Genomic DNA, 22508 nt, shown 5'->3' on the forward strand with positions numbered 1-22508 from the left:
AAGCTACTTATTTTTACATAAAATGAGTGAATGGTAGCCGCGATAGTCTATCGCAAGCCGAGCAGCTTACTTGATGTTTGGTGACTTGCCAAGAAGTCTGGCCTTGTGAGCAGGCTATGAAGGGGTAACGCGTTTCCCGATCAGGCAGGTAAGAACAATAGTCACCACAGAGGGGGCAACCCAGCTTAAATTAAAGTCGTACCCTGGTAGTGACTCAAGAGGTACCAGAAGCTTTTGTGTAATTGGATGGTTCAAACCCTTACTGGCATCGACCAGACTGAGTATAAAGGTGACCAGGAGCGTGGCTCTGTAGACCAGCTGAGGATTGGGTAGCAGGCTTTTGATCAGTCCCAGGAGAATCAGGGCAATAGAGACCGGGTAGAGTACCAGTAAAACAGGAATAAACAGTTCGATCATCTGGTTGAGATTAAAGTTGGCAAACATCATGCAGGAGAGACTGATGGTCGCCACAAGTACCTTGTAATTGAGTTTCCCGGAGAGATCACAGAAATACTCCGAAGCAGCAGTGATCAATCCAATTGCGGTAGTCAGGCACGCCAGTGTCACAACCGTTGCAAGCAGAACATTGCCATAGAAACCAAACAGTCTGTTGACATAAACAGAAAGAATCTGGCCGCCGTTGTTTGGGTGGGCAATGATTCCGTGACTTTGAGCACCCAGATTGAAGAGGGACAGGTAGACCAGAGCCAGTCCGAAAGCTGCTAGACAGGCCGTTATGACAGAATATCTGGCCAGGGCGTCGGGTGCGGTAATACCGTGAGATTTAAGGTTGGTAATGATGACAATGCCGAACAGCAGTGCAGCCAGAGCATCCATCGTCATATAGCCTTCAAGGAATCCACTAAAGAAAGGATTTTCTGCATATCCGTTCATAGGTTCACCGGCTTCTCCCAGAGGGGAGATGAGGGGAGATATACCGAGAATCATCAGCAAGAGGATGAGGGCCGGTGTGATGATCTTGCCTACGGATTCAAGTAATTTTCCCGGATAGAGGCTGAGATACCAGGCAGTGCCAAAGAAAATGATGCTGTATGCCAGTCTGGAAGTGCTGTCGGGCTCTTTCAGAAACGGGATTATTCCGATTTCATAGGCAACAAGGCCGGTTCTCGGGACACCGTATATCGGGACAACAATGATATAAATGCAGCAACCCATCAATGCAATCATGCTGCGTGGCAGTTCACCGGTGATCTCGTTGAAGCCGCCGCCAACTCGGGAAATCATGACCACAGCTAACAAAGGGAGAAGCACTCCGGTGACCAGAAAACCGGCAGCAGCAAGCCAGACGTGGGTGCCAGCCAGCTGCCCCGCCAATGGAGGAAATATGAGATTGCCCGCGCCAAGAAACATGGCGAAGGTCATAAAACCCATACCAATGATGTTCTGAAGACTTAATCGTTGCTTCATGCGTAAGGTTCTGCCTTGATTGAATGTTATCTGGTCAGAAACGGACGTCCATGCTCAATCCTGGGAGATGAACGATTTTTTTGTAATGAATAGGAAGTATGGACTCAATTTCAGAAAGTGGTAGTCCGGTCCGAGTTTTGCTCGGTCATTATTCGAGATGAGCATAAGATTAACTTTTGTTAATCTTATGCTCATTGGGTCTTCATTGTAGAGTCACTATCCTTTGCGATTATTCACTGATTTCATACAGGTAAGTGTCATGAGGCTTTTAAAAGAGGCCATTCTGGGCCTTTTTCTGGTATCAACCGCTGCTCTGGCAAGCCAGGAGAATGTCCTGCTTCAGCTGGCTATCGAAAATGCCAAAATCAAACCCGAACAGGCCATTGCGAAAATTTCCGACCGCTATTCCGGGCATCTCAGCGAATTTGGCATCGATGATGAAGACGGTAGAATGGTTTATGAGTTTGCCATTGTTGATCCAGAAGACAGCGTTGAGTTGGAAGTAATTATGGATGCTGACTCGGGAAAGGTCTGGCTGGACGAAAAAGACAGGCTTTCCAGCAAAAAGTTGAAACGTAAAAAGTACCAGCTGTTAATGAACAGTGGCATGACTTTGAAGAAAGCCATTGATGAAGCGAAAAAGATTGTTCCGGGGCAGCTGATGGAAGCAGAGCTTGAACAGGAGAAGGGTATTGTATTTTTTGAAATTGAGTTGTTGACGGATAAAGGCGTGCGCAAGGTGATTGTTGATCTTCAGTCTGGCAGGCCGATTCCGGTGACCCAAAAATGATCAGGCTTTTGATTCCCTTCCATGGTCGGAACGGAATAGGTGTGATGATATGAAGTTGCTAGTGGTTGAGGACGACCGGACAACCCGTGAATACATTGCCAAGGGATTCATGGAGCATGGCTGGACCGTGGATGTGGCTGACAATGGCCGGGATGGTCTGTTTCTGGCATCAGGCGAGAGCTATGACATCATTGTTCTGGATCGTATGCTACCCCAGATGGAAGGGCTCAAGGTGCTGGCGGCACTGAGAGCTTCTGAAAACCAGACACCGGTAATCATTCTCAGCGCTCTTGATGGCGTTGATGAACGCATTAAAGGCTTGAAGCAGGGAGGGGATGATTACCTTTGCAAGCCTTTCTCTTTTGGGGAACTTCTGGTTCGGGCAGAAATTCTGACTCGCAGAGGGCACAGTAAAGAAGCTAAAAATACTCTTGTTATTTCCGATCTCGAAGTAGATCTATTATCCAGGCGTGTGGTCAAAAACAGGGTTGAGGTGAACCTTCAGCCAAGAGAGTTCCAGCTTCTTCGCTTTCTCCTGGAGCATCAGGATCAGGTGATTTCCAGAACCATGCTGTTTGAGTCTGTGTGGGATTATCACTTTGATCCGGGCAGCAACATTATTGATGTTCATGTCGCTAAATTGAGGAAAAAGCTGGATACTGCCGGAGGAGCATCCCTGATTCACACTGTGAGAGGGGCAGGTTATGTTCTCCGTGAGTCAGCTTGACCCTCTGGGTCGGTTACGGGCATCCTCACTGCTGCGCTATACCTTGCTGCATACAGCTATTGTCCTGGTACTCTGCGGATCAGCCCTGTGGTTAGTGAAAGACTACAGTCTGGGGTTCTATCAGAAACGACAGGATCAATTTGTTCTGGAACAGCTCAATTCTCTGGCATCTTTGGCCAGAAGCCATTCAGAAAGTGAATTCAGCGCGGTTGTAAGTCAGATGGCTGAAAATAACCGGCAAGTGCTGGTGGTTTTTAAAAGCGCCGAAGGCTATCTGGGTAATTTGAATTATCTGCCTGAAACCGTCCCCCTGTCACCAGCGACGGGCAGTTTCTGGATACTGGGAGATTCGGTTCTGGGAGACGGTCGCTTCCAGAAAGTGCGGGGGAGTCGTATTAACAGTCGCTGGGGTCCCCTGGTGCTGGCCTACAACTCTTCAGACTTTAACCTGTTTGCTTCTCGTTTCACTCTGGCACTTTATGCCGCTATGGTATTGGTTTTGCTGGTAGGACTGGTGACCGGGTTTTTATTTTCAAAAAAAATATTGGCTCGTCTTCGCGCTATCAATAAAGTGACTGCAAAAGTCGGTGAAGGTCAGTTAGCAGCCAGAGTTAAAGTCACTGATAAGGGCGATGAGTTTGATGAGTTGGCTGGTCATATCAATCAAATGCTTGCGCAGATCGAAGACTCAGTAGAAGCCATTGCATCGGTAACCAGCAGTATTGCTCATGATCTCAGAACACCTTTATCCCGACTGAGGATCAAGCTGGATGGATACTTGCGAAATGGCGGTGCTGGTGTTGAGGATATTCTTGAGGCCCAGACTGAGCTTGATACGATCCTGCATACCTTCAATGCCATGCTTGAACTCACGAAACTGGAATATGGGCAGGGGGATCTTGAGTTTGTCCGTTGTGACCTGAAAGAAATAGGCTACGAAGTGGTTGAACTGGCGGAGCCTTTGGCAGAAGCCTGTGAGCAGTCTCTAATACTTGAAGTGCAGCAGCCTCTGGTTGTTCGGGGGAGTCACCAGTTGCTGTTTAGAATCCTGTTTAACCTGGTGGAGAATGCAATCAAGTACTCTCCTGAAAAAGGCGAGGTCAAAATTCGTATTGATCAGGATTCAGTATCAGTTATTGATCAGGGGGCAGGTATTCCGGAATCAGAGCAGGAAAAGGTATTCCAGAGGCTGTACCGGCTTGATCAGAGTCGAACAACTCCTGGTCATGGGTTGGGTTTGTCGCTGGTCAAGGTGGTCGCTGAGCTGCACAATGCCAGGATCAGTTTTGAGCAGGGTGAGCAATCTTTTGCTGTTAAACTGACGTTTCGCAGAGGAGAGTAAAGCCTGGCATATGGGCAGGCTTTACTCTGTTCGGTTACTTATAGCCAGCCTTTTCGTTTAAAGAAAAAATAAGTGCCAAGAGCGCTTGCCAGCATCAGAATCAGGGCCAGAGGGTATCCCCAACTGCTACTGAGTTCAGGCATTACCTTGAAGTTCATACCATAGATGCTGGCAATCAGGGTCGGCGGCAGAAACATCACGGCGGCTACGGAAAATATCTTAATGATATTGTTCTGTTCCAGATTGATGAAACCCATGGTGGCGTCCATCAGGAAGTTGATTTTATCAAAGAGAAAGCCAGTGTGGGGTGTCAGAGAGTCAATATCACGAAGAATGTCTCGCACCTGGTCAACCTGTCCGTCATCCAGCTTGTGACGGCAGTTTTTCAGTATGTATCTGAGGCAGCGCTGGCTGTCCAGTAGATTAAGACGAACTTTGCCGTTTATATCTTCCTGCAGGGTAATATTTTTCAACAGGTCATCAACATCAGTATCATCGTCAGAAAGAGCATGTTGACTGGTGGCTTCGAGATTTTCGTAAACTTCTTCCAGAGTGTCAGCTAGAAACTGAACTTTAGTGTCAAACAATGCGATCAAGATATCGATCGGTGTTCGTGCCTTTATGTGTTGCAGTTTCAGATAATTTCTCATCAGTCGAAACAGGGCGGTAGGCTCATCCTGTAGGGTGACCAACTGGTCGTCACGAAGGTTGAAAGCAACGTTGATGCTTCGAAATTCCTGGCCTGCCTGATGAGGGAATAAGGAACGAATATGAAAACCTGTCTCACTTTCAAAAAATCGTGATGAGGCTTCAATCTCGTACAGTGCATCTTCGTCTTCTATAAATCCCGGGCACTCCTGTTTCAGCCAGTCATCCTCGTTTTCGTCCAGTTCAACAAGGTCCAGCCAGAGTGTATTTTCAGGAAGCGCCACATCGGTCTGTATACGGGTGATGCAGTACTGCTCAGTATCACGGTGATAGGCGTTGATCATAAAAGACTCTGATAGCAAATCTGGTACTTGGCGTCTGTTGGACTCAGGCTTCCCGGAATTGGCTGAAATCGTCTAAGTCCATCAGGCTCCTTTAAGAAGGGTCGCTCTATTGTACAGATCGATGCACCTTAGTCCAGCAGTGATCTGGCTCTGGTGGAGGCAAGGCATTTGTCCACCAGAGTCTGGTGATATGCTTTATAAGGCTTTTTACCTGTCAGCAATAGTGAGACAGTTCAGCCCAGGCTCTATAAGCGGGTTCTTTCATCGCCTGTATGTTCAGATCTTCGCATCATGGAGGTGACCTCTATCCGAAAGGGATTGGTTGATTGCTGATTATAACTTTCGAGCCAGTCTCTTAGCTGGTTGGCATTCGGACATTAAGCATCAGTGTCTGGCTTTTGCGCTCCCTGTCAAAACGAAATCCGATCAAATAATAAGCAACTGAGCATTGCGGCATTTTTTCTTCATAATCATACCTTTTTAGTCAGAAGCTTCAGAATAGTTAGGTCAATGAAAAAAGATGCTTTTTACTTAGATGATATCTGAATGTAAAAACTCTCAATCAGCCATTCCCGCTGAGTAGCTGTAGATGGAGAAAAAATACAAAGTGACTCAAATCAGGCTGTAATTTTACTTTCTGGTCGTTTTTCAGTATCTGCTGTGGGACATGTCTAACTCATTTTCTTTCGGCAGGCCAGCTTTATCGCTATGCATTGTTGCGATAGGAAAGCTACCCGGCCTGCCGCCTTGTATAAAGTTAATGAGCCCTATAGTTCGGTTTCCTTTTCGACTTTATCCATCAGCTCGTTATCTGCCGACTGATTTTCTGCCTGCTTGTTATCTGCTGGCCGATCTTCTGCCTGCTTGTTATCTGCTGGCTGATCTGCTGGCTGCTTGTTATCTGCCGACTCATCATCTGCCTGCGCGCCATCTGTTTGCTCTTTATCTACCGGCTCCTTATCTACCGGCTCCTTATCTGCCTGCTCGCCGATAGAAGAGATCTCTATCTCAAAAGGATTAGCCAATTGCTGATTACGAGTATCGAGCCAGTTTGTTAGCTTCTCGGCATTCACAGCCTTCGTCACCCATAGCCTGAAACTCAATGTATGGCTGGCGTTTTGTTCGTTCAAACTGAATGAGAGCAACTCATAACTTCCAGAGTATTGCAGTATGGGTAACATATGCTGCAAAGTATCGATTTCCAGATTACTTGAGTTATACGTGAAGCTGACCTGAAACTCTTTTGGAAAGGTGGTATGACTAAAGAAAAGGCCTTCCAGACCTAAAGCGATCAGTCCTGCACCCAGGCATCCGCCTCCCAGCTCTGGAATCCCTATACCAAATCCAACTCCTGAAACAGCCCCTGTCGCGAGAAACGTAAGCGCAACCGCATACTTCATATATGACCATGACGGATTTACTTCCGAGTTACATATATAGTTACCACATAAGCAGCTGAGCTGATGGTCGGGCTCTATGGCTTCCGGGTCTGATACACAGTGAGGCCGGGAGAAAGGCGGGGTGGAATACATTTCGTCGGCTTTCATGGCCACCAGCCTGGCGAATACGTGGATAAACGTTTTCAGCTGGTTTTCATGAATATGTACAAACGGTTCACCAGCGCCACGGTCTTCTCTTTCCAGCCAGGCGGAAACAGAGGCACTTCCGGTGGGTAGAAATTCAGCGGAACGTCTCGACATAGCAGCAGGCTGACTGGTCATGGGCTGTTCGGGAGTGGTGGATTCAGCCCTGTTATCAGAATCAAAGAAAGACACTGAGACTGGTAAGGAAACCGCACCATTTGCCGGAGAAGTCGGCACTCCCCCAACAGCTCCCTGTTCCTGACCCGTATCGTCAGCCGCCGATGTCAAGCCACTGGAATGACTCTGGGCAGAAGGGATCCTTCCGGTAACGGGTAACCCGCCAACCATGTCAGATCTCTGGCTTTCAGTATTTTCATGGGTTGGTAACTCAGAGTAGTCTCCCTGTGATCCGGGGGCTGGGGTTAGGTCATCAGCGACGGTTTTTGTGTCAGACTCTACGGACAGATAAACTTTGACGAGTGCCCGTGAGGTTTTGAAATTAAGCACGAAATTATCTGCGACTGAAATTGTGGGGGTCAGCAGGAATAGGAGTGCAGTGAAAAAACTACACAATCTCTTGATGCTCGAAATTTTTTTCATAACTACACCTGTTAATCAGAAATTTTAAAATAGTTAAGCCTATGGAAAAAATGGGGTTTTATTTAGAACATTTCCGACTATGACAACTATTAACCAGTCATTCCCTTTGACCATAGTAAATAAAGTATTTTGTTAGACTTTTTAACAAAGATATCGAGGCTCTTTAGATCGGTTGTGATGTTCCTTTATGGTCGTTTTTCAACACCTCTTGTAGGGTGCGTCCTGCTTGTTTTCTGTCAATAGGCCGCCTTGTATCGATAAAAGACGGTTGCGATGAGACAACAACCGTCCTGTTTTCCGCCCATAAATTCAAACTGAATTCTAAAGTCTGGATTCCCGCTCACCCATATAGTTTGGTCTGCTGATGTCGGAGACCCCTATCTGGAAAGGGCTGGCCCAGTGATGATTATGACTTTCGAGCCAGGCTTTTAACTGGTTGGCATCTACTGCGTCCGGCATCCGGACATTAAACCTCAGTGTCTGGCTATCGTGTTGATCGTCCAAAATGTACGATACCAATTCGTAACCTCCCGAATATTTCAGCATGATCGCTATTCGCTGCAAATTACAGATTTCGAAATTGTTCGAGCTAAATGTGAAGTTGACTTGAAACTGATTTGGAAAGTGGGTAAGACTATAGAATAAGGTAGAGGCAGAGGTGATGAGTAGCCCTGCGGCCAGGGATACGGCAGCAAGAATAGGAGCTCCCTCAGCAAATGCAGCACTGGAACTTGCTGCTGTCAAAATCAACGCAAAGAAAGGCACAAACTTTCCATATTTCCAAATCCGATTTGCGGCCGAGTCACATACAAAGATGCCACACCGTGTGAAAGGCTGGTAGGTATTCATTTCTTTAGGTTCCATAGCAACCAACCTGGCGAAGACACGGACAAACGCATTGAGCTGGGTTGAAGGAACATGAATTGACGGGGCGTCATCGGCCATCTCTACTCTTTCCAGCCAGGCGGAAACCGAGGCTCTTCCAGTTTGCAGATTTTGGATAGAATGGGTTGAAACTGCAACGGGTTGAGTGGTTAAGGGTTGAGCTGGAGGAGAGGATTCATCTTCGTCATCGGAATCAAACTCAAACTCAAGCTCGAATAAAGATACTGCAATTGGCAGGCCCCCAACGGCGCCTCGCTCCTCGGTCTCATCATTATAAAAGGGTGTCATCCCAGGAGCGTGAACCCGGGAAAATGGCGAATTAAAAATTGGTAACCCTTCAGCCTTTTTGGAATTTCGACTCGCACTGTTATCAACGTTTGGTAACACAAAGGAATGCCCTTGTAGCCCGCATGCTTGCGATACTTCATCGGTTTTTCTGTCAGGGTCTATAGATAAATAGACTTTGACGAGAGTCTTTGAAGTTTTGAAATTAAGCACGTAGTCATCGGCTGCTAAAACCATGGGAGCTGTCAGAAACACTGTTGTAGTGACAAAATGGAACAATGCTTCGATGATTAAAAATTTTTTCATAATCACACCTGTTAATCAGAAGTCTTAAAATAGTTAAGCCACTGGAAAAAGATGTTTTTTATCGCGTAAGAGTTCCCAGGGTGTCGCAAAAGCAGAGAGCAAAGCTGAGATAAGTAAGAAAGTACTGAAAAAGCGCAATATACTGCCACCCGGCAATACCATCACCCAAACTCTTTCAAAAGGCACCCGTTAAGTACCTGGTTAGGTACTTACAATAGGCTGAGCGTCAGGACGTGACCTGCTGGCCTTTTGAGCAGGCTCATTGGCATCTGTGACGAAGCAGGCAGGAACCACTACGAAATCGTGAAAAAGTAGCTGCAAAGACAATCCCCCGCTGATTTCTTTGAATCAGTGGGGGGATGTTTAGATGAGGATTAATCTGTCGGCTGCGGATAAATTCAACCTTAGCCCTATAGCGTGGTTTCGGATTTGCCCATGGAAGAGACTTTTATTTGAAACGGATTAGCTAATTGCTGATTCTTACTTTCCAGCCAGTTTTGGAACTGTTTGGCATCCACGTTATCTGGCACGCGGACATTGAACGTCAGTGTCTGGCTGGCGTTTTGCTCATCCAAACTGAACGATACCAATTCATAACCTCCCGAGCACTGTAGAATATTCACAATTTGCTGAAAATCATAGATTTCCTGACTGATAAGCAACTGGTTTGAACTGAAAGTGAAGCTCACCTGAAACGGGTTTGGAAAACGTGTATGGCTGAAAAAACAGGTACACAGAGGAGTAAAGACCCCCCCTGCGACCAGAGATCCGTAAGCTAATCCAGAGACTCCCGTACCAAATCCAGTGCCCGTACCTGCCGCTGCCGCAAGAAACGTCGAGAGCACCGCAAACTTTCCACATGACCAGGTCGGATTTGCCTCGGAGTTAAAGACGTAGGTGCTGAAACGTGGAAAGGGCTTCCAGCTTCGCATTTTGTTGACTTTCATAGCAACCAGACTGGCAAACATCCGGACAAAGGCTTTAAGTTCATTGGCAGAAATATGAAACCGGTTGCCGCCGCTTACCTCTCCTCTTTCCAACCAGGCATAGACGATTGAACTCCCTGTTTTCAGATAGTGGACTGAATGCACCGACGCATCATCAGGTTGATTGGTTAAGGGTTGGGCAGCTGAAGTGGAATCAGCTGCGTCGATAGAGTCAATAATAGTCACTGAAACTGGCGAAGACGCAGGCCAGCGCCTGACTGCTCCGGGCTGCTGATCTAAATCAATGCCAGTAGATCTTAAATCAAGGGGCTGACTCTGGGGAGAAACTGGCGGGCCGCCTGTTGCTCCAAGTTCCTGATCTATAGCATGTTCAACCATTGTCAAATCAGATAGCAGTCCCTGTATAATGCCATCTACTGTTTCAGGTTCACGGTCTCCATCACTGCCTATCGATGTCAAATCGCGAGGCTGGCTCTGGACAGAAGGTGGCGGCCCAGAAATTGGTAACCCTCCAACTGTCTTATGCTCATGGCTTCCACTCACATCATCGGGGGACATCCCGGTGGCCGTGGCTTGCTCTTCTGGTGCTCCATCAGTGTTAGTTTCAGGGTCAATAGACAGGTATACTTTGACGTGTGTTTGTGAGGTTTTAAAGTTAAGCACGTAATTATCGGCCACTGAAACCATGGTGGTCAGCAGAAAGATCAGTGCAACGACAAAGCTGCACAACACCTTAACACTACAAAGTTTTTTCATAATTACTCCTCCAGCTTAATAGCCGGAAACGCATTTCCAATCTGCACAGTGAATTAGATAAGAATGAAAGGGAGAGCTGCTCCAGGGCAGAATAAAGACCCGGCGAGTAACTAAGCCTTCCCGAAAAAACAGAAAATGCATTCAATTAATGCTTGCCCGAAAACACTCCTCCATGATTGTTGATGGTGTTGTCTGCAAACTGTAAGGGGTAATAAAAAAAATCGCCATAATGTGTCTTTTAAAGACTCAAACATTATTGCACCTGATTACCAGACGTTTTTAAAATAGTTAAGCCGCTGGAAAAAGATGCTTTTTATTTAGAATATTTCTGTCTATAAAATATAAAATAAAGGGGTGTCCACAAATTTTACTAACAAGGAAACAAAGAAAAACAAAGAAAAACAGAGAAACGTTCGGGGAATTCTTTGACCGGGTGACTTTAAAATAGAGAAGGAAAAAGTATCCATATATTTGACTAACTGACGTGTTGAACTACTTTTTAGACTTGTATCAGGTGGGGACTGTGCTCGAGTTTGCTTGCACCCAAAGTAGACTGATTGATCCGGGAAATACTCTTTTGTTATTGTGCGTCTTGTTCCGTAATCAGAGACTAATGTTGTTTTGAGAATTATACGACCATGGTTTTTTTCAATCTTCAAGGTGGCAGGTTGTCAACTGTTTAGGTGGATTGGACTCTATTTTTGCTATCAAATTTTGTGCTTATGCTTCAATGTTCAATTGCTATGTTTCTCTAGTCGCATATTCTAGTCGGCGTATTTGAATTCTTTGAATTTTTTTATTGTATTTCTACTGAATGATTTTGATGTGAAGATATACAGATTTTCAAAAAAAACCACGTATTCTGCTTTTTATAATAATTTTAATAAAGAGCGTTTGAGTTGAGCAGGTGGTTTTTATGTTTCTCATAACAGTTTGTTTGTTAATTTGGCGAAGGGGTTTTTGAGTATGTTATTTCTTCTCTCTTACAGCGTTTTGATACCAGGCTTCTGTAGTCCGAAATAACGGATATAAAGTTAATCTGTGCTCTAGAGGCTGGTTTCCAGAAGATCAACAGGGTGTGTTGTTGGCTCGCCAATGGCAGATACCTTTATTTGAAACGGATTTGTTAATTGCTGATTGTGCCTTTCAAGCAAGCCGCGGAGATTGCCAGCATGCACTGTATCAGGTACCTGGACTATAAATCTCAGTGTCTGGATGGAGGTCCGCGCGTTGAAATTAAATGACACCAGATTAAAGCCTCCTGTGCACTGCAGTAAATTCACTATCTGCTGCAAATGATTGATTTCCTCACTCATGAGTAAATTATCCGATCGAAATGTGAAACTCACCTGAAACCGGTTTGGAAACCAGGCACGGCTTAACATTAAAATGCTGGGAGGAATACAGATTCCGGTACTCAGACATGTGCCTCCCAAGGCAGGGATTCCCATACTAAATCCAACACTGGTAACTGCCGCTATAGCGATTGACTCAGTGAGAACCGCAATCCTTCCCCGATACCAGCGCGGATTTACATCCGAGTCACATATGTAGCTGCGGAGCCGGGTGAACGGCTGACAGGAATGCATTTCTTTAGCTTCCGTAGCAACCAGACTGGCGAACAGAACGACAAATTCATCCAGCTGATCTGGAGAACCTTCAAAAAAAAATGCACCACCGTCATCCTCTACTCTTTCCAGCCAGGAGGAAACGCTTGCACTTTTGGTTTGCAGCGGACGGATATATTCTTTCGATGCAGCAGTTGGTTGAGTTGTTAAGGGTAGGGAAGAAGTTGATGCAGTCCCGTCATGAGGATCAATGAAATGCAGTGAAACGGGTGAAGGAAGGCCTCCCAGGTTCTGGCCTTCATCGTTAATAATGTAAGTCAAATCAGAGAACTGACTTTCGGTGGATTCCGGCATGCCTCCAATTGCACCAGGTTCCTGATTTTCATCATTAGCACCTGATGTAAAATCAGAGGGCCGGACCGGGGGGGGAGAAGGCGCCGGTTCAGAAATTGGCAAGCCACCTACTGTTGTATATTTCTGATCTTCACTGGGTAACAATCCAGAGGGTTGTTCTTGTAATCCTTGTTCTACCGATGCTTGAGCTGCTTCTGTATCAAGGGGTACAGAGAGGTGGACTCTGACGATGGTCTGCGGACTCTGAAAAACAAGTAGGAAATGCTCTGCAACCGAAGCTGGTGGGGTCAGCAGGAGCAACACAGTAATGACAAAACTGAACGATACCCGGATAAGATATAGTTTTTTCATCATCACACCTGTTAATCAAAAGCTTAAAAATAGTTAAGCCACTGAAAAAAGATGTTTTTTATTTAGAATATTTCCGACTATGCAACACTTTGCAGGTGTTGTTAATGCTTTCCTGGCTCCGGTGTTTTTTGGTACAGCCATAAAGGGACTCAAGAGTCATAAACAGCTTGAAGTCCCCGATCGGCCTGGCTAAGAACTTATGGTTTCTGAAAGCGGATGACATCCTGTTCAGAGGCCTGTTGCAGAATCTGCTTCAGAGTCAGGCAGATATGCTCGGCAACATCAGGATCACTGATGGGCTGATGGTTTTTATCCGTGATAAAGAAGCTGTCTTCGAGTTTTTCACCAAAGGTAGCAACCTTGGCATTATGGACTTGCAGCTCCAGTTCCACGAAAGTCCTTACGACTCTGGCCAAAAGTCCGGGTCTGTCGGTTGCCCTGATCTCCAGCAGTGTCTTTTTAATGCCGGGTAAGTTGCTGATGGTGATCAGAGGTTCTTTGGCGAAGTGCCGAAGTTGTCTGGGGGTGCGTCTCTGGGCAGCAACGGGCATTTGCCCCGAATCGCTGAGAATATCTTGCAGGTAACTCTGTATCTGCACAATGCGAGACTCATTGTTACCTATGGCTGAACCGTCTTCTTCTAATACGGTATAAGTATCGAGACTGAACTGTTCACTGGAGGTAATGATTCTTGCGTCCTGGATACTGATGTGCAGGGAGTCAAGTCCGGCCACCGTTGCAGCAAAGAGATTGGGGCGGTCAGGCGCATAAACAAAAATTTGAGAACCACTGTGCTCCCTGTCAGTGTCTGTTTCCCGGGTCAGTATCAGGGGCTGCTGCTCCTGGTGAGCGAGAATTCCCTTCGTATGCCAGGCGATTTCATGGGGGTCATGACGGGAAAAGTAGTCGTCATCCAGAGTGTTCCAGAGTGACTGAATCGATTGCATGTCCAGGTTGTCATCAGCCAGCAGTGCGAGAGTCTCCTGCTGAATGTCCAGCAGTCTTTCATCACTGTCAGGCATATTCTCTATGCCGTGCTCCAGGACCAGGCGGGTCTGGCTATACAGCTGTTGTAATAAAGAAGATCGCCAGCCATTCCACAACTCAGGGTTGGTAGCATTAATGTCGGCAACAGTGAGCAGGTAAAGATGGTTCAGGTTGTTCAGATTGCCCACTTTACGTGCGAAATCCTGAATGACTTCCGGGTCCGACAGGTCTTTTTTCTGGGCCGTGGTCGACAGGGTGAGGTGCTCGCGTACCAGCCAGACAATGAGTTTGGTATCTACACGACGCAGGCCGTGTCTTCGGCAGAATACTTCGGCATCAACGGCGCCCAGCTGAGAGTGATCACCTCCACGCCCTTTACCGATGTCATGATAAAGGCCGGCGACATAGAGTAACTCTGGTTTTTTGATGTCATGTATGATTCGAGAGGCAATAGGGTAGCGCTGCTTGTTTTCTTCGTAGCGAAAGCTACGCAGGTGCTTGATCAGCAACAGAGTATGCGCATCGACTGTATAGGTGTGGAACAGGTCAAACTGCATCTGGCCAATAATGCGACCAAACTCTGGCAGGTAGCGGCCAAGGATGCCATAGCGAGCCATTCTTCTGAGACTGATGGTTAATCCATAGGGTGCCTGCAAAAGCTGAAGGAATAATTTTGCGCACCTTGGGTCTTTTCTGAACTGACTGTCAACGGTGTGACGAATATCGCGCAGCAACCGGATGGTCTCAGCCCTTGGGCCGAGAATATCGGGGTCGCGGGTCATGAGGACAAACATTTCCAGAATAGCTGGCGGGTGCTCAGCGAATACCCGGTCATGAGTAACTTCAATGTACTGATTGCGTATCTGGAATCGATCATTGATAGCCGTTACGGTCTGCGGTTTGTCCGCATTCAGAATCTTGTCATCAAAATTCTGGAGGATCAGGTCTTTGAACTGGCCAACAATCAGAACCGTGCGGAAGTAGCTTTGCATGAACTGTTCTACCGCCAGTGAGCCAGGTTGGTCCCGGTAGCCAAACTGTTCAGCCAGTGATCGCTGGTGGTCAAACAGGAGTCTGTCTTCGCCCCGGCCGGCCAGTGTATGCAGTGCCCATCGTATCTTCCACAAAAATGCCCGGCAGCGGATGAGTTGTTCGTATTCGGCTTCTGTCAAAAAATTCAAAGCCATCAGTTTGATCGGGTCCTGGGTACCGAAATGACGTCTTGCGGTCCAACCCAGCATGTGCAAATCACGGATGCCGCCGGGTGAGCCTTTTATGTTGGGCTCCAGGCTATACGCGGTGTCAGCATACTTTTTGTGTCGGGCTTTCTGTTCGTCAAATTTGGCCTGAAGGTACTGATTGCTGGGCCACATATGGTGGACGCTGATCTTTTCCTGAAGTTGCTTGTTGAGATTTTCAGGATCACAGAGGGGGCGTGCTTCCATCAGGTTAGTGATGATGGTCAGATCGTCTCTGGCCTGTTCGGCGCATTCTTTTATGGACCGCACACTGGAGCCTACTTTCAGGCCAATGTCCCACAATGTCGTCAAAAAAGTTTCGATTTCTCTCTGGTGGGTCTGGTACTCGTCATTCTCCAGAAGAATCAGAATGTCGATATCGGAGCCGGGATGAAGCTCGCCCCGACCATAGCCTCCTACTGCAAGCAGGCTGATGTGTTCAGAATCGTCCCAGGCAGATTGTTCCCATACTGTGATAAGAATTTGATCGATAAGCCAAGTATGACTGTATACCAGCTGATCAATATTGACTTTTTTCCTGAACCATTGGTTCAGCATATCTCTGCCAGACTGGATGGTGTCTTTGTAAAGAGGGATGGAAGGCTGATTGCTGAGGGCGGTAACAAACGAGTTTTTATCAAACAGCTGGGCTTCAAGCTGATTCGGAATCTTTGGGTTTGCGTGATTCATAATAGATTATTCTCCTGGCACTCCGTCGCTAAAAAAACGGCTCGCGCTTCTTTGAAGGCGAAATTCTACAGATCAGATTCTATAGATAAAACGTGCGAGCCATTCAGGGGTCAAAAAGGAAGCGTTTCTTCACTTCTGAGAGTCAGTACCTCGACGCCATCAGCGGTAACAAGAATGGTGTGCTCCCACTGGGCTGAAGGGCGACGATCCTTGGTGACCGCAGTCCAGCCATCTCCCAGGAGTTTGGTGAACTTCTTGCCGGCATTGATCATGGGTTCAATAGTGAATGTCATGCCTTCCCGCAGAACATAATCGTTATGATCGCCATAACCATCGTAATGAAGTACCTGAGGATCTTCATGGAAGACCTTTCCGATGCCGTGGCCGCAAAACTCTTCAACCACAGAGTAGTGGTTGGCGTGAGCATGCTGGGCGATGACCCGGCCAATATCACTCAACCTTACACCGGGTTTGACGATCTCGATGCCCTTGTAGAGACATTCCTGTGTGACATTGACTAATTTTTCTGCATAGGGCTGGACGTTGCCGACCAGGAACATCTTGCTGGTGTCACCGTGGTAACCGTCTTTGATAACAGTAATGTCGATGTTGAGCATATCGCCGTTCTTGAGGGTCTTCTTGTCATTGGGAATGCCGTGACAGACAACATGGTTCAGAGAGGTGCATATGGATTTTGGAAAACCGGGGCGACCGGGTGCAGCACCATAGTTCAGGGGGGCTGGAATAGCCTGCTGTTCATTAACGATGTAGTCGTGACAGATACGATCAAGTTCGCCAGTAGTAATGCCAGGTTTTACGTGGGGGGTGATCATCTCCAGTACTTCGGCAGCCAGCTTGCCGGCGATGCGCATTTTTTCAATATCTTCAGGGGTTTTGATCGTAACGTTCATTTCAAATATTCTTTGTCAGGCGCAGGAAATACCGAGAGTGCTCTATAGTGAGTGATCTTTGATGACGGGTTAACAAGGTCGTTTTGATCACTTATGACGGTCTGCTTCGGTAGCTTCCCAGGGGCTTTATGGATTCATTGCTGAAATTCTAACAGAAAAGAAGAGAGAGTTGGTTATTGTTAACTGGAACTGGCTTCAACTGTATAAAGAATCCTCCTGCAAAGAAATCTGTCGACTTTGAATCATCATAAGATTGTGGTATAAAATTGCGTCCTCGTGTTCAGGGTCACCTGATTGCGAGGTTACTATTTGATTTTGTAAACAGAACTCACATACACCGACACATGATTCAGGGTGCCCGAGTGCAGTCAGCGAGAGCTGATCGTTGGGTCGAACTCATGGGGTGTGTGGAGGCCTAACCCTGTAACAGGAGAATTCTCATGGCTCAAGTCACCATGCGTGACATGCTCAAGGCGGGCGTGCATTTTGGTCACCAGACTCGTTTCTGGAACCCGAAGATGAATAAATTCATCTTTGGTGCTCGTAACAAGATTCATATCATCAACCTTGAGCACACCATGCCTGCCTTTAATGAAGCGATGAGCTTCATTCGCAAGCTGGCCGAAGGTAAGAACAAGATTCTGTTTGTTGGTACCAAGCGTGCCGCCGGTAAGATCATTCGTGAAGAAGCTGCTCGCTGCAGCATGCCTTTCGTAGCACATCGCTGGTTGGGTGGTATGCTGACCAACTACAAGACCATTCGTCAGTCTGTACGTCGTCTGCGTGACCTGGAAGCTCAGGCTGAAGATGGCACTTTCGAAAAGCTGACCAAAAAAGAAGCCCTGATGCGCCGTCGTGATTTGGAAAAGCTGGATCGCTCTCTGGGTGGTATCAAGGAAATGGGTGGTCTGCCAGACGCACTGTTTGTTATCGATGTCGAGCACGAGCGCATCGCTATCCAGGAAGCCAATAAGCTGGGCATCCCTGTCATCGGTATCGTTGACACCAACTCCAGTCCTGAAGGTGTTGACTACGTTATCCCTGGTAACGATGATGCGATTCGCGCTATTCAGTTATACATTAAAGCTGCTGCTGATGTTGTTCTTGAAGGTCGTTCCGCTGCCAACACAGGCGCTGAAAGCGAGTTTGTAGAAGTTGAAGTAGAAGCTGCAGAAGCAGCTGAAGCTGCAGAAACTACAGAAGCAGCTGAAGCCAAGGCTGAAGACGGCCAGGAAGACACTAAGGAAGCTTAATCTTCTGGTCGTTGCGAAAAGGGGGCGTGGCCCCCTTTTTCAGATTTAAAAGAGCGTTTGTCACTTTGGGGTGGTCATTGACAGGAGCTTCAGTATGCACAAGCCTATTTTGTATGTCATAAGCTTGAAGCGCTAAACAACTAAGCTCAAGGCTGCCCTGAATCCCTTATTGAATATTTGCGAGAGGAACCCACCATGGCAGCAATTACTGCAGCACTGGTTAAGGAACTGCGTGAACGCACTGGCCTGGGCATGATGGAGTGCAAAAAGGCTCTGGTTGCTTCAGAAGGTGATATTGAAAAGGCGATTGAAGAGCTGCGTAAATCTGGTCAGGCTAAAGCCGCCAAGAAAGCAGGTCGTACCGCAGCTGAAGGTATTGTCGCTACCAAAGTTGCTGAAGATGGAAGCTTCGGTGTAATGGTTGAAGTTAACTCCGAGACCGACTTTGTTGCTCGTGATGACAACTTCCTGGGTTACGTTCAGACAGTGTTAGACGCTGCTTTTGACCGTAAGGAAGCTGACGTAGCCAAATTGATGGAAGGTGAACTGGAAGAAGCACGCCTGGCGCTGGTACAGAAGATCGGTGAAAACATCGGTGTCCGTCGTATTGAAATCGTAGAAGGTGGCGTGATTGACGCATACGTTCACGGTAACAAGCGTATTGCTGTTCTGGTTAGCCTTGACGGTGGCAGCTCCGAGCTGGCTCGTGATGTAGCTATGCACGTTGCTGCTGTTAACCCTCAGGTGGTTAACAAGGACGACATGCCTGCTGAGCTGGTTGAAAAAGAGAAGGAAATCTTCAAGGCTCAGGCAGAGCAGTCTGGTAAACCAGCTGAAATTATCGAAAAGATGATTGCTGGTCGTATCAACAAGTTCCTGGCTGAAAACAGTCTGACTGAACAGCCTTTTGTTAAAGACCCTGATGTCAAGGTAGGTGCTCTGGCCAAGAAAGCTGGGGCAACTATCACTGGCTTCGTTCGTTACGAAGTTGGCGAGGGTATCGAGAAAGAAGAAGTGGACTTCGCTGCTGAAGTTCGCGCTCAGGCTGGACTCTGATCCTGATACTGGTTATTACTGGTTAATGGATGGTGCCTGACCTGTTAGCTGAACAGGCTTGACTGAGCCTGTTCAGCGGGTCTGCAGGTTTACCCGTGTTCTGGTATCTGAGCAATGATGCACTGCTGCAAGGTTGTATGTAAACGGCCGCTTTTGAGCTGCTGACAGTGCAGAAAGCTCATTTGGCAGGATGTGGGGTGAGTCGGCAGGTTATCGGGGACAGGCGCGCCTTCGCCTAACTCTGAATTGGAAAGCTGAATATGCCGGCAAATGATCGACAACCGAAATACAAGCGCATTTTGCTTAAGCTCAGTGGCGAGGCCCTTCAGGGAGCGGGGGACTTTGGCATTGATCCCAGTGTTCTTGACAGAATGGCTCTGGAAATTGGCCAGCTGGTCGGTATCGGCGTTCAGGTCGGTATCGTGATCGGTGGTGGAAACCTTTTTCGTGGCGCAGCGCTGAGTGCCGCTGGCCTTGACCGTGTGACTGGTGACCATATGGGGATGCTGGCCACAGTTATGAATGCTCTGGCTATGCGTGATGCCCTTGAGCGTTCAAACATCAACACCCGGGTCATGTCTTCCATTCCGATGGATGGTGTTGTAGAGCACTATGACCATCGTCGTGCAATGCGCTACCTCAATGGTGGCGATGTAGTGATTTTTTCAGCGGGTACCGGCAATCCTTTCTTTACAACAGACTCTGCAGCCTGCCTTCGCGGTATTGAGGTTGAGTCCGATGTTGTGCTGAAAGCAACCAAGGTTGACGGTATCTATGACAAGGATCCGGTTAAACATTCTGATGCAGTAAAATTTGAATCCCTGACCTATGATGATGTGCTCGAGCGCAAACTCGGCGTAATGGATTTGACTGCGATCTGTCTGGTCCGTGATCAGCAGATGCCCGTTCGGGTTTTCAATATGAATAAATCCGGTGCTCTGCTCAATGCAGTGGTAGGTGGCGAAGAAGGAACACTGGTGAGTGGGGTGGAAAATGATTGAAGAAATTAAGCAAGATGCGCAGGAGCGCATGAGCAAGAGTGTTGACTCTCTGGACAGTGCATTTGCCAAAATTCGTACTGGCCGCGCTCACCCGAGTCTGCTCGATAGTGTCAGGGTCTCTTATTATGGCTCCGAGACGCCATTGAGCCAGGTGTCTAACATTTCTACTGAAGATGCCAGGACTCTGGCTGTCCGCGTCTGGGAAAAGCAGATGGTTCCTGATGTAGAAAAAGCGATCCTGAAATCTGATCTGGGTCTGAATCCTTCCACTGCCGGTGAAGTGATTCGTATCCCTCTGCCTCCCCTGACTGAAGAAACCCGGAAGGGCTACACCCGTCAGGCACGTCAGGAAGCTGAAAACGCTAAAATTGCTATTCGCAATATTCGTCGTGATGCGCTGGCCGATATCAAGGAGCTGGAAAAGGAAAAAGAAATCAGTGAAGACGATGAGCGTCGTGCACAGGACGATATCCAGAAGGTAACTGATAAATACATTGCGGCAGTAGATGCGGCGTTGGCCAGCAAGGAAAAGGACCTGATGGAAGTTTGAGCGCTTCATCTTCTAATTGATTGGTTATAGACAGTCATGAGCGAAGAAAATCAATCTGTGTCAATCTGGATATAGCAGTCTCACTTTAATTGCAAATGTGGTTATTGTGGTGTTGTCGTCAGCTCTGTGTCATTGGCATGGCTGTGTTTCCTTAACATGGCTGTTTGATCGCTCCTCTTAATGTCTCATTTGATCAGGGATGGTGTTTCTCAGGTGGATTTGTGTATCTGTTCTGAGGTGTTAGGAGTGGCACTTTGCTGGCGTTTACAATTTGCAGTGAACGCTTCCGGAGTGCTGCAAATAAATTGTATTTTCAGATCAACAAAATAGTGAATGGCCATGAAATCGCAAGAGGAAATCGGCAGCCTTAAGGAAGTACCAGTTCAGAAGTTGCCCCGCCATGTGGCCATCATTCTGGATGGAAATAACCGCTGGGCGAAACGGCGACTGCTTCCGAGTCTTGCCGGCCATCGAGCGGGTCTGAAAGCAGTCAGAGAAGTGATTGAAGCCTGCGGTGAAGCAGGTATTGAAGTTCTGACTCTTTTCGCTTTCAGCAGTGAAAACTGGAACCGGCCGAAGAGTGAAGTGGATGGCTTGATGGAGTTGTTTCTGAGAACGCTGCGCAAGGAAACCGCTAAGCTCAAGAAAAATAATATCAGACTGAAGATTATAGGCGACATTAGTCGTTTTAGTCCGGACATACAGGAACATATTGCTGAAGCAGAAGCTTTGACTGCTGACGAAGCGAAAGTGACTCTGGTGATTGCTGCCAATTACGGCGGAATGTGGGATATTGCCCAGTCTGCCCGCAAAGTGGCTAACATGGTAGAGCAGGGGGAGATATCCGCTGACCAGGTTGATGAGTCGTTAATTGGTCAGCATTTGAGTACAGTGGGTATACCCGAGCCTGATCTACTCATCAGAACCAGTGGTGAACAGCGTATCAGTAACTTTCTTTTATGGCAGTGTGCCTACAGCGAATTTTATTTTACCAAAACCTTGTGGCCGGATTTCGATCGCAGGGAGTTTGAGCGTGCGCTCCTGGCTTATGTCAATCGCCAGAGACGATTTGGCAAGACCAGTGAGCAGGTGGAGGCTGAGGCTACGTGTTAAAACAGAGAATTCTAACTGCTGTAGTTCTGGCAGTATTGGCCCTGAGCAGTGTTATTTTTCTTCCTCCCACCGCTTTTTCAGTCCTGATTGCCCTGGTTATCATGCTGGGAGCCTGGGAATGGGCTAATTTGTCCGGCTTTAAAGATGTTTTTGCCCGGGTGGTTTATGTGTTGCTGATCGCTGGGGTCTGCTGGTTTGTGAAAGATATGTCGGCCTATACACTGCTGACAGTGTCTGTTATCTGGTGGCTGCTGGCATTTGCTCTGGTGAAGAGTTATCCGGCTTCTGCCCGTTTCTGTCAGAGTCGATTGCTCAGGCTGGTGATGGGTGTGTTGACCTTGGTTCCAGCCTGGTTTGCACTCTCAAAACTTAAACTCCATGATCAGCATGGCTGGACCATTATTCTGGTGTTTCTGCTTGTCTGGGCAGCCGATATAGGTGCCTACTTTGCCGGTAAGAATCTTGGTCGTCACAAGCTCGCCGAGAGGGTGAGCCCCAAGAAAACGGTTGAAGGATTGGTCGGTGGGCTACTAATGTCGTTACTGGTGGCGGCCTGTGTGGGCTTGTATTTTGACCTTTCTTTAGCTCGTGGGCTGGGTCTTTTGGTACTTTCAGTTGCTGTTGTTCTGGTTTCCGTATTGGGTGATCTTTTTGAAAGTATGCTCAAGCGTGAGCGCGGTATTAAGGACAGTAGTAATTTACTGCCAGGTCATGGTGGGGTGCTGGATCGAATAGACAGCCTGACGGCGGCTGTGCCGGTCTTTACTCTGGCTCTGATTGTCGGAGGGAGTTAAG

17 protein-coding genes are annotated in these 22508 nt (G+C 47.4%); 9 read left to right on the top strand and 8 right to left on the bottom strand.

Going from position 1 to position 22508, the window contains the following annotated elements; genetic code table 11:
• Positions 1–114: 114 nt before the first annotated feature.
• Positions 115–1428, bottom strand: coding sequence for a branched-chain amino acid transport system II carrier protein (gene brnQ, locus ACOJUO_RS19565; RefSeq protein WP_422133616.1), 1314 nt, complete (start codon positions 1426–1428; stop codon positions 115–117).
• Between the two features lie 259 nt (positions 1429–1687).
• Between brnQ and ACOJUO_RS19570 the strand changes: the two genes are divergently transcribed.
• The 3 genes from ACOJUO_RS19570 to ACOJUO_RS19580 are packed head-to-tail and all read left to right on the top strand — an operon-like array spanning position 1688 to position 4287.
• A complete protein-coding gene (locus ACOJUO_RS19570; RefSeq protein WP_422137891.1) occupies positions 1688–2218 on the top strand; it encodes a PepSY domain-containing protein in 531 nt (176 codons plus the stop codon).
• 49 nt (positions 2219–2267) lie between these two features.
• Positions 2268–2945, top strand: coding sequence for a winged helix-turn-helix domain-containing protein (locus tag ACOJUO_RS19575; protein WP_422137892.1), 678 nt, complete (start codon positions 2268–2270; stop codon positions 2943–2945).
• On the top strand, positions 2923–4287 hold the full coding sequence (locus tag ACOJUO_RS19580; RefSeq protein WP_422133619.1) for an ATP-binding protein: 1365 nt from the start codon (positions 2923–2925) through the stop codon (positions 4285–4287). Before ACOJUO_RS19575 ends, ACOJUO_RS19580 begins: the two co-directional genes overlap by 23 nt.
• A gap of 38 nt (positions 4288–4325) precedes the next feature.
• On the opposite strand, the gene corA is transcribed toward ACOJUO_RS19580, so the two are convergent.
• The 7 genes from corA to map all read right to left on the bottom strand — a co-directional run bounded on the left by corA (position 4326) and on the right by map (position 16740).
• On the bottom strand, positions 4326–5279 hold the full coding sequence (gene corA, locus ACOJUO_RS19585; RefSeq protein WP_317141697.1) for a magnesium/cobalt transporter CorA: 954 nt from the start codon (positions 5277–5279) through the stop codon (positions 4326–4328).
• A 767-nt stretch (positions 5280–6046) separates the two neighbouring features.
• Positions 6047–7369: a hypothetical protein gene (locus ACOJUO_RS19590; protein WP_422137893.1), complete on the bottom strand. Its 1323-nt coding sequence runs from the start codon at positions 7367–7369 to the stop codon at positions 6047–6049.
• A 414-nt stretch (positions 7370–7783) separates the two neighbouring features.
• On the bottom strand, positions 7784–8938 hold the full coding sequence (locus tag ACOJUO_RS19595; protein WP_422133621.1) for a hypothetical protein: 1155 nt from the start codon (positions 8936–8938) through the stop codon (positions 7784–7786).
• Positions 8939–9348: 410 nt separating this feature from the next.
• Positions 9349–10641: a hypothetical protein gene (locus tag ACOJUO_RS19600; RefSeq protein WP_422137894.1), complete on the bottom strand. Its 1293-nt coding sequence runs from the start codon at positions 10639–10641 to the stop codon at positions 9349–9351.
• Positions 10642–11687: 1046 nt separating this feature from the next.
• Complete coding sequence (locus ACOJUO_RS19605; RefSeq protein WP_422137895.1) at positions 11688–12917, bottom strand: hypothetical protein; 1230 nt, start codon at positions 12915–12917, stop codon at positions 11688–11690.
• A 194-nt stretch (positions 12918–13111) separates the two neighbouring features.
• Positions 13112–15829: a [protein-PII] uridylyltransferase gene (gene glnD / locus ACOJUO_RS19610; RefSeq protein ID WP_422137896.1), complete on the bottom strand. Its 2718-nt coding sequence runs from the start codon at positions 15827–15829 to the stop codon at positions 13112–13114.
• 110 nt (positions 15830–15939) lie between these two features.
• On the bottom strand, positions 15940–16740 hold the full coding sequence (gene map, locus ACOJUO_RS19615) for a type I methionyl aminopeptidase (RefSeq protein WP_422133625.1): 801 nt from the start codon (positions 16738–16740) through the stop codon (positions 15940–15942).
• Positions 16741–17180: 440 nt separating this feature from the next.
• Here map and rpsB point away from each other — a divergent pair, with 440 nt between their 5' ends.
• The 6 genes from rpsB (at position 17181) to ACOJUO_RS19645 (ending at position 22507) form a co-directional block, all read left to right on the top strand.
• Positions 17181–17993 carry a 30S ribosomal protein S2 gene (gene rpsB, locus ACOJUO_RS19620; RefSeq protein ID WP_422133626.1) on the top strand — a complete coding sequence of 271 codons (813 nt, stop codon included), beginning with the start codon at positions 17181–17183 and terminating at the stop codon, positions 17991–17993.
• Positions 17994–18188: 195 nt separating this feature from the next.
• Complete coding sequence (gene tsf / locus ACOJUO_RS19625) at positions 18189–19049, top strand: translation elongation factor Ts (protein ID WP_422133627.1); 861 nt, start codon at positions 18189–18191, stop codon at positions 19047–19049.
• 260 nt (positions 19050–19309) lie between these two features.
• Positions 19310–20050 (top strand): UMP kinase, encoded by a 741-nt coding sequence (gene pyrH / locus ACOJUO_RS19630; RefSeq protein ID WP_317141688.1) that lies wholly within the window; start codon positions 19310–19312, stop codon positions 20048–20050.
• Positions 20043–20600: a ribosome recycling factor gene (gene frr, locus ACOJUO_RS19635; protein WP_422133628.1), complete on the top strand. Its 558-nt coding sequence runs from the start codon at positions 20043–20045 to the stop codon at positions 20598–20600. The genes pyrH and frr overlap by 8 nt, the downstream gene beginning before the upstream one ends.
• Before the next feature lie 357 nt (positions 20601–20957).
• Entirely contained in the window at positions 20958–21713 is a 756-nt protein-coding gene (gene uppS, locus ACOJUO_RS19640; RefSeq protein ID WP_422137102.1) for a polyprenyl diphosphate synthase, read from the top strand.
• Positions 21707–22507, top strand: a complete 801-nt coding sequence (locus ACOJUO_RS19645; RefSeq protein WP_422137897.1) for a phosphatidate cytidylyltransferase — start codon at positions 21707–21709, stop codon at positions 22505–22507. The genes uppS and ACOJUO_RS19645 overlap by 7 nt, the downstream gene beginning before the upstream one ends.
• Position 22508: the final 1 nt, after the last annotated feature.

It is taken from the genome of Endozoicomonas sp. ALC020 (genome assembly GCF_049275935.1).
GTDB lineage: Bacteria > Pseudomonadota > Gammaproteobacteria > Pseudomonadales > Endozoicomonadaceae > Endozoicomonas_A.